At 47.3% G+C, this 7559-nt stretch carries 9 protein-coding genes; 2 read left to right on the top strand and 7 right to left on the bottom strand.

Annotated features, from left to right (window positions below; genetic code table 11):
* Positions 1-4 precede the first annotated feature (4 nt).
* The gene (locus FPZ45_RS18275; protein WP_144705115.1) at positions 5-1252 is read left to right on the top strand and encodes a nucleoside recognition domain-containing protein; all 1248 of its coding nucleotides are present in this window, start codon (positions 5-7) and stop codon (positions 1250-1252) included.
* Positions 1253-1288: 36 nt separating this feature from the next.
* Here FPZ45_RS18275 and coaD read toward each other — a convergent pair whose 3' ends face one another.
* Both coaD and rsmD read right to left on the bottom strand, forming a co-directional pair.
* Positions 1289-1819: a pantetheine-phosphate adenylyltransferase gene (coaD, locus tag FPZ45_RS18280; protein ID WP_144705117.1), complete on the bottom strand. Its 531-nt coding sequence runs from the start codon at positions 1817-1819 to the stop codon at positions 1289-1291.
* On the bottom strand, positions 1788-2426 hold the full coding sequence (rsmD, locus tag FPZ45_RS18285; RefSeq protein WP_144705118.1) for a 16S rRNA (guanine(966)-N(2))-methyltransferase RsmD: 639 nt from the start codon (positions 2424-2426) through the stop codon (positions 1788-1790). The genes coaD and rsmD overlap by 32 nt, the downstream gene beginning before the upstream one ends.
* A gap of 695 nt (positions 2427-3121) precedes the next feature.
* Between rsmD and FPZ45_RS18295 the strand changes: the two genes are divergently transcribed.
* Positions 3122-3778: a hypothetical protein gene (locus tag FPZ45_RS18295; RefSeq protein ID WP_144705122.1), complete on the top strand. Its 657-nt coding sequence runs from the start codon at positions 3122-3124 to the stop codon at positions 3776-3778.
* A 197-nt stretch (positions 3779-3975) separates the two neighbouring features.
* Here the strand turns inward: FPZ45_RS18295 and FPZ45_RS18300 are convergent, their stop codons facing one another.
* The 5 genes from FPZ45_RS18300 to FPZ45_RS18325 form a co-directional block, all read right to left on the bottom strand.
* Entirely contained in the window at positions 3976-4356 is a 381-nt protein-coding gene (locus tag FPZ45_RS18300; protein ID WP_144705124.1) for a VOC family protein, read from the bottom strand.
* A gap of 30 nt (positions 4357-4386) precedes the next feature.
* A complete protein-coding gene (locus tag FPZ45_RS18305) occupies positions 4387-5220 on the bottom strand; it encodes a helix-turn-helix transcriptional regulator (protein ID WP_144705126.1) in 834 nt (277 codons plus the stop codon).
* A 403-nt stretch (positions 5221-5623) separates the two neighbouring features.
* Positions 5624-5830 (bottom strand): DUF4177 domain-containing protein, encoded by a 207-nt coding sequence (locus FPZ45_RS18315; RefSeq protein ID WP_144705130.1) that lies wholly within the window; start codon positions 5828-5830, stop codon positions 5624-5626.
* Positions 5831-6108: 278 nt separating this feature from the next.
* Positions 6109-6309, bottom strand: a complete 201-nt coding sequence (locus tag FPZ45_RS18320; protein ID WP_144705132.1) for a hypothetical protein — start codon at positions 6307-6309, stop codon at positions 6109-6111.
* A gap of 113 nt (positions 6310-6422) precedes the next feature.
* Positions 6423-6995: a phospholipase D family nuclease gene (locus FPZ45_RS18325; RefSeq protein WP_246120490.1), complete on the bottom strand. Its 573-nt coding sequence runs from the start codon at positions 6993-6995 to the stop codon at positions 6423-6425.
* Between the last annotated feature and the right edge of the window lie 564 nt (positions 6996-7559).

The following is a 7559-nucleotide window of genomic DNA, read 5'->3' on the forward strand; positions in this document are numbered from 1 at the left end:
AGCTTTGGGTCAACAAACAAAACGGAAGCGCTCGGCCTTCCTGTCTTTGCTGCTGGGGATTTCCTCTATATCTATCGTAGCCGGAATCGTCTATTCACCGGGCGAGGCCTTCCGCGCCTCTTTGGCCGGTTTGCAGGTCTGGTGGCAGAATGTTTTCCCCGGACTGCTTCCGCCTTTAATGCTCGCAGAGCTGTTAGCGGCTTCCGGAATGCTGCGGGGTATCGCGACTTTAGCCGAGCCGTTCACTCGCGGCCTGTTCCGCTTACCCGGCGCTTCCGGTTGGGCGATTGCATTCGGCTGGGCTGCCGGCGTCCCCGCGGGGGCCAAGGAAACCGCTCGTCTGAGAGAGAACGGCATGATTTCGGACGAAGACGTGGACACGGTTCTCCTCGTCTCGCACGTTCCCAATCCTTTTCTCATCGTGCTCGTCATCGGTTTCGGATTTCTGCAATCACCCGCTTTAGGCTGGGCAATCGCGATCGGTCTGTGGCTTTCTGCGATTCTCGCAGGTTGTGTATGGGCACGAATCACTAAGCCCCGTAAACCTAAAGTGCCGCAAATCCCTCTCAATCAGCCTCGCGCGATTATTATTCGGGCGATTAGAGCCTCCGTCGAAGCTCGCCGGGAAGACGGCCGACCGCTCGGCAAGCTGCTCGCGGATTCCGTAACGAATACCGTAGGCACCTTGATGACGATCGGCGGGCTCATGATGATGAGCGCCGTCGTCGTCCGTCTGCTCCAGCTCTTCCTTCCCGGCAACGATCTTTGGCTCTCGATTCCCGGTATTTACGAACTTCACCTAGGCGCTTACGAAAGTAGCAAATCCGCTCTATTCGATACGGCTCCCGCTCAAGCCGCCGCCCTGCTCGCCGCCACGCTCGCCTGGAGCGGTTGGAGCGGCTTGCTTCAAGCCAGGGCGGCATTCGGCCGCGAGTTGCCCTTCCCTTGGCTAAAAATCATCTCCAGCCGTCTTCTCCATAGCGCCTTCGCGATGGCGATCGTCTACTTGCTGGCGTTGGCTGCGTTGTCCATGCCAGCGAACGGTTTGCTCGCGAGCATCGCTTCTGTTCCGCTGGCTCACACGGAAGCCTGGTCTGCCAACGGACCTCTTCCGAGCGGATGGTGGCATCTATCGGAGAATATGACGATCGCAATCTTCAGCTTCGGCGTGTTTCTACTCCTTGCCTTGTTAGCTGCCTTGATCCGGCCGAAAACGCCTCCCGCCCGGGAAGATGCGGACAAGAAAAAATAAAGCCGGGCGATCGACGCCCGGCTTTCCCTGCAATCTCTATTCATGTTCCCCAAAGGGAGACGCGTATTTGCCCTGCAGCGCCGTTTCTACGACCGGCGGCACCAGATCGTGCACGGGTCCGTTAAACTTCGCGATTTCTTTAACGATGCTGGAGCTCAAATACGAAAATTTCGGGTTCGTCATCATAAATACCGTTTCGATATTCTCGTCCAGTTGGCGGTTCGTGGAAGCCATCTGCAGCTCATACTCGAAATCCGTAACCGAGCGAATGCCACGAATAATGACCTTCGCGTGCCGGGATCGCATGTATCTCACCAGCAGATCGCGGAAGCTATCGATTTCCACGTTCGGCAAATCGCGGGTCACTTCCGCAAGCAGCTCTTTTCTTTCCTGGACGCTGAACAAAGGAGTTTTCGTCGTATTGTTGAGCACCGCCACGATCAATCGATCGAATTGCTTGGCGGCTCGCCGAATAATATCCAGATGGCCTAACGTAACGGGATCGAAGCTTCCGGGATATACCGCAATGCGGTATTCATTCTCCGTGCCGGATGGTTGCAGATTCATGTTCGTTCTCCTCCTCCGTTTCCGAGGATGGAGTTTGCTCCGCCTCGTCTAAAGGGTTATAGCCGTATATCGATAAAGCAATTTCGCCGTAAGTCGCGTACCTGGACCGTTCGAAGCTTCCGAAAGCTTCGGGATACACCACATCCGGATGATGCTCGATGACCGCGATCGCGCCATGTGCGGCCAAACCTTTATCGGCGAGATCCAGTAGCAGTGCATCGCAATCTTTAACAACGTAAGGCGGATCCATAAAAATCAAATCAAACGGCTTCCCGGCGCGCTGGAGCAGCTTCAACGCCCTGCGGGCGTCGTTGCGATACACTTCGGCGCGTTCCGCAAGTCGAGTCGAACTCAAATTCCGGCGAACGACATCGACGCTCTGCGGACTAGAGTCGATAAAAACGGCGCTTTCGGCCCCTCTGCTCAGCGCCTCGATCCCGAGTCCGCCGGTTCCCGCGAACAGATCGAGAACGCGTTCCCCGTTGTTGAAATACGGACCGATCATGCTGAATAAGGCTTCCTTTACTTTATCCGTCGTCGGACGGGTATTGCTGCCCGGCACCGCTTTCAGCGGATGTCCTTTAGCTTGTCCAGAAATGACACGCAATTCCTTCAACCCCTGCTAATCGCACAAAAATATGCTTTCGAATCTTAACGGTGTAATGTTACCACATTCTCCCGCGATGCAAAAGCTTTGCACGCTCTCGATTAGTGTCAGAGAATTTTGGCTGCAGTCTGTGAGTTGTTCGATTTTTTCGAGACGTCCTTCCGTCACTGTCGTCTCTGCTGAGGCCCCAGTCACGAGAGGCTCCCACTTGTTCTCCAGTTATTTTTTCCACTGTACGTATATTTTTCATGTTCGAGGCCACAATGATATTACCGGCGCTGAGAGGCGTCGGGGACAACCGCGGAGAAGACTTACGTTTCCCCATAAGTTCTTCGTCCGGTTTCTCCTCTCCCATGAAGGCCCTCGCAGCGATGCGGGGGTCGATTTTTTTGTGTTACATCACTAAAAAGCCTTGATATTATAGTATTTATGATCGAGAATAACTACAATGTTGTACTGGAAAGGAAGGTCTCATGTATTAATCCGGGAACCGGTTCTTTAATACCACGGTTGTGACTTGTGGTCGCTACCGATCACGTAACGCAAGGGGATTCTTCGCTAGCCGGAGTTTGTTGAATTCGTAGTTTGACCAACCCAGATATCGCCAATCTAGGTCATATGCTGTAGAATGGTGTCAACCAGACGACCTCAGCAAATACCTTAACCGATAGGGATAATCAGAACAGAGGTAGGTTATGAAGAAAAAACTATTACTAACTACACTTGCAATTGTAGTTTTATTATCATCGTTTAGTCTTGGTGCATATGCTGCCGTTAAGTATTCATTAAGTGTTAACGGAAAAGCGACCAAGGTTGATATTAAAATTATTAATGGAAAACCGTATTTACCTCTTGAATCCCTTGATGGATTAAAAGGTATTAAAGTCTCTCATGACTCCAAAAAAGGCACTATAAAAATTGATGATGTAACACAAAACCAGCAAAACCAACAAAACAAACAACAATCTACACAGAAGTCCGTAAGTTATAAAAACTTGATCGGTGAACCATCAAGATTTAACTACAGCATTAACTCTGCCAATGGAGTCAAATTAACATGGATGGCTGAATACTTATCTGATAAAACGATTAACTACTACACTGTCAGGATTAGCACTTATAATGCAGTTGGTGACCCTTCTTTCGACGAGATTTCGGGAAAAAGCAATTTTGAAATTAAGTATGTTGGTCCTGTAAATAAGGGCGATACTTTGATAGCATATAGTTTATTCACATATCAGGGGGCATTAAACACTATTGTGATCGACGAGATTTATTTTGAATATAAAGACGGAACGAAAGAGACTGTGAAATACGGACTTAAGACAAAAGACGATTCTGGACTTAAGTAAAGCAAAACCCCGCCCAGCCACATGGTCAAGCGGGGTTTTGCTTTACTTTTCCTTACTGTTGCCTAACCCTTGCTGCCGAAGTGATACTGCCAGAGTTCGCTATTCTCTTTCGGCATATTTTGGATTAGACATTATCGCCAGTACACTCGGCTCCCCTTCTACAATATAGGGAGCATTTCATTAAATCTTTACGAGAACTATTCGGCGAATGTCAGTACAAAACCGTTATTGTCCACGATGGCGAATTCTTTCGTACCGTAGAATGTTTTATTGATCGATTTGATCACTTGAGCTTTATCTTTGACTTGCGCGAACAATCCTTCAAGGTCATTCACTTTGATGAACAGAGTTAAACAGCCGGCACCGCTATCACTCTTTAATACCGGGTATTCCTCTTCAAGATTTGCCTTCTCTTGAAGCATTAACTGCGCGCCACCATTCTTAACCAAGCCCCAATTCAAAACGGGCTGTTCATATTCTGGTACGGTGTCGATCACTTCAAACCCCAGAACATCCTTGTAAAACGCCAATGTTTCTTTCACGTTGTTCACTTTTAGATTCGCGATTATGCTTTGCATTGGGCATGCCCTCCTTCTTGTTTGTTCCTATCATACAAGAGACAACGGAGACTGTATTGGAAAAATAGGACATGCGCCGGCAATAAGGCTCCCAGGCGTAATCCCATACCGCTTTTTGAATTCGTTAATGAAATGCGACTGGTCATAATAACCCGAATGAACAGAAAGATCTGACCAATTTATAGAACTGTTCATCTGTTTCAGTTGCCGCAGCACATTTTGGAACCGAATGATGTTCGTATACTCTTTGGCCGTGATGCCCGCTAAAGCTTTGAACGTTCTCGAAATGTGCCGCTCAGAAATCGTATAGTATTCCGCTAGTTCCGCTATCGTAATCTTCCCGTTCTTCTCGGTTATTAAATTCAACATGCCGCACCATTTCGGATCCGGATCATAATGTTTAAATCGCGAGATTAATTCTTTTTCGATGACTTTTATTCTTTGAGCTACCGATAACTCGGGCATCAACACTTTATCTGCGAATGCCGCTTGACTCCCCCATACTTCCCCCAGCCTCAACATGCTATTTGCAAGAAAACTAGACTCTCCATTTAACAAAAAGGGGATGCTGTGCAGGTAAAACCGGATTCCCATGGAGTGAACGTCGCCGATCAGCGGAATGACATCCGCCTCGCTCATCACTCCAACGAAGCGGACCTCGCCTGCCGTAATGTCGAACAAAATATCCACGCATCCGTCCGGTAAAACTCTGTGAGGAACTTCCTCCAGCAGGGGGGAACTCGATTCCAAGTACCAATAACAAGCTACAAAAGGTCTTAAGGAAGCGCACGCCGGAATCTCCCTATAGGTTAACTGATGATGGAGATGCCTATTATCGATAAACTGGATTGGTGTGTACATCATTTTCGTCTCCTATGCGAGATAAGAAAAAGGAACCAAACGGCGCGCCCGGCGCAAACGTTAAAGGCTCCTTGTACGGGAAGGTCGGCTAGCCCCGGCCTCCTCTCCCCAATCTTAACATATTGTAAATCAAAAAAATACGGAGGGATCGCGATGGAATCAGCGACATGGATCGGATCCTTCATCCATAATCACATATATACATTTATTTCTATAAATATCCGACAATGTTAGCGCAGAAGCCGCCTTTACGGCGAAAATGGAATGAAGGAGTCCGATGGCCAGTGGAATTGCGAATACGAACAGCTCATTGTACGGGATCGCTGAGAGAGAGTCGTTTGATTGGAATGACAATCCGACGATCGAAGGTTACATTCTTGTCATGTTCACACGCTGTCGCGTTCCTCTACGCCTTTCTCCTTTTGAAAATGCATAGAATTTGGTGCGTCATTCCCTCTGATAAGTTTGTGGTAAATGTATTTATTAATTCCCAACCGTCGTCTCCCATTAAGTTAATTGCATCATCAAATTTATCCAGTTTTAGTCCATTAGACATTAAAAATCCTCTTCCCTCCATCATAAATTCTAAGGTTTTGTATTCCCACTTTTCCATAATATTTCAACCTCTATTTATAGATTAGGCAGATTCACTGCCATTCAGGTATTTCAACAAATAGAAAGGAATTCCCTCTTTATTTGTCGAACCTTGCTTCAAGGGAGAGATCGTAAAATCCCAATAGCGACGATCAGACCGCGATCCATCGTTGCGATCTTCTAGCACTATACCGAATCCAATATGACAACAGAGCTTCCAAATGGACATTCGATAAAAAACAAAAAAGAAATTAATCTCGAAAAATAATCAGACATTAATCGCTTATCCTACGCCGATCAAGAAACACGACGATAGACTGGCTGCACGGCCAAAATTCGTTCGGTCTCGAATCTTCTCGGTTGATTTTTGGCAATGTCGATTGCGAATACCGAACCCGTTTCGATTCTGAGCACCCGGATTTCTCTTTTGCTGATCTTTTGTTGTTTGTCCATATATACGATAACCACTACGCGACCTACGTACTTATCTATGGACATAATAGTTCTCCTCCGAATAAGAACGTTTGTTCCTAATTATAATAAGAACAAACGTTCTTATCAATATCAAATAAAAAAGCCCGGCGTAATGCCAAGCTTTTGCGACCTATAATTTAGGGCTGAGCGATCTTCGGATCGATCGTCTTGAATCCCTTAGTATCGTTCCACATCGCTTCGAATTCGGTGGCGAACGATTTGGCGACGTCTTCATCACGAATGACCATGATCACTTCATCGTTCGTTGTGCTGGCCGCCTTGGAATAGTTAAACGAACCCGTCGTGGCAACTTTCCGATCCGCTACAACCATCTTTAAGTGCATCAAACCGCTATGTTTGTTGATCTTCATCGGCACGCCGGCGCTGCCAAGAATTTTGAGCGCTTCCGTCTGCGATTTGCCGCCGGATTGCTGCTTGTCGGTGATCAAGCGGACTTTGACGCCTCGCTTCTTGGCCTTCTTGATCGAATCGACGATATCCGGATAGGTTAGGCTGTAGATCGCCACGTCTAGCGTGCTCTGGGCGGAATCGATAACGTCGATCAGCAGCTTCTCTGGATGCTGCCCTGATCTCGTAAAAGCCCACTTCAGATCGCCGTCGCCAATATTGGCGTTCTGGGTCGATGTAAAATAAAAATATTCGCCGATTAGAGCCAGAATAAGCACAGGAACGATAAATGATTTCTTCAACCGCATGTTTTCCTCCATGGATGACTTTTCAATATGATGTGGTTAATTATAGCATATCCCCAGACAAAAGGGGTACAATTGTTCCCATTTCGAAGAAAAATGGCGCCCCTCCGAAAAATACGATGTTATTCATCGTACTTGCTCCCGACACACGCCACATGAGACGGAAGTACGATGTTTTTCATCGTTAATCACCCCCAGGAACAAACAAAAGTGACACCACTGCGCAAATAACGATGTTATTCATCGTACTTGCTCCCGACACACGCCAAACGAAACGGAAGTACGATGTTTTTCATCGTTAATCACCCCCAGGTGCAAGCAGTAGTGACACCACTGTGCAAATAACGATGTTATTCATCGTACTTGCCCCCGTCACACGCCACACGAGACGGAAGCACGATGTTTTCATCGTTAATCACCCCCGGGAACAAACAAAAGAGTAGAGTCCATATAATTGTGTAAAATGGCTGTTGGTAAACATTAAATAAAGCCATGTTGAAAGTTCTCTCTTAGAATGAGGTTGTCGAGACAACATTCATCGGAGGAATATCAACATGACTC

The organism is Cohnella terricola (genome assembly GCF_007786475.1).
Lineage (GTDB): Bacteria > Bacillota > Bacilli > Paenibacillales > Paenibacillaceae > Cohnella > Cohnella terricola.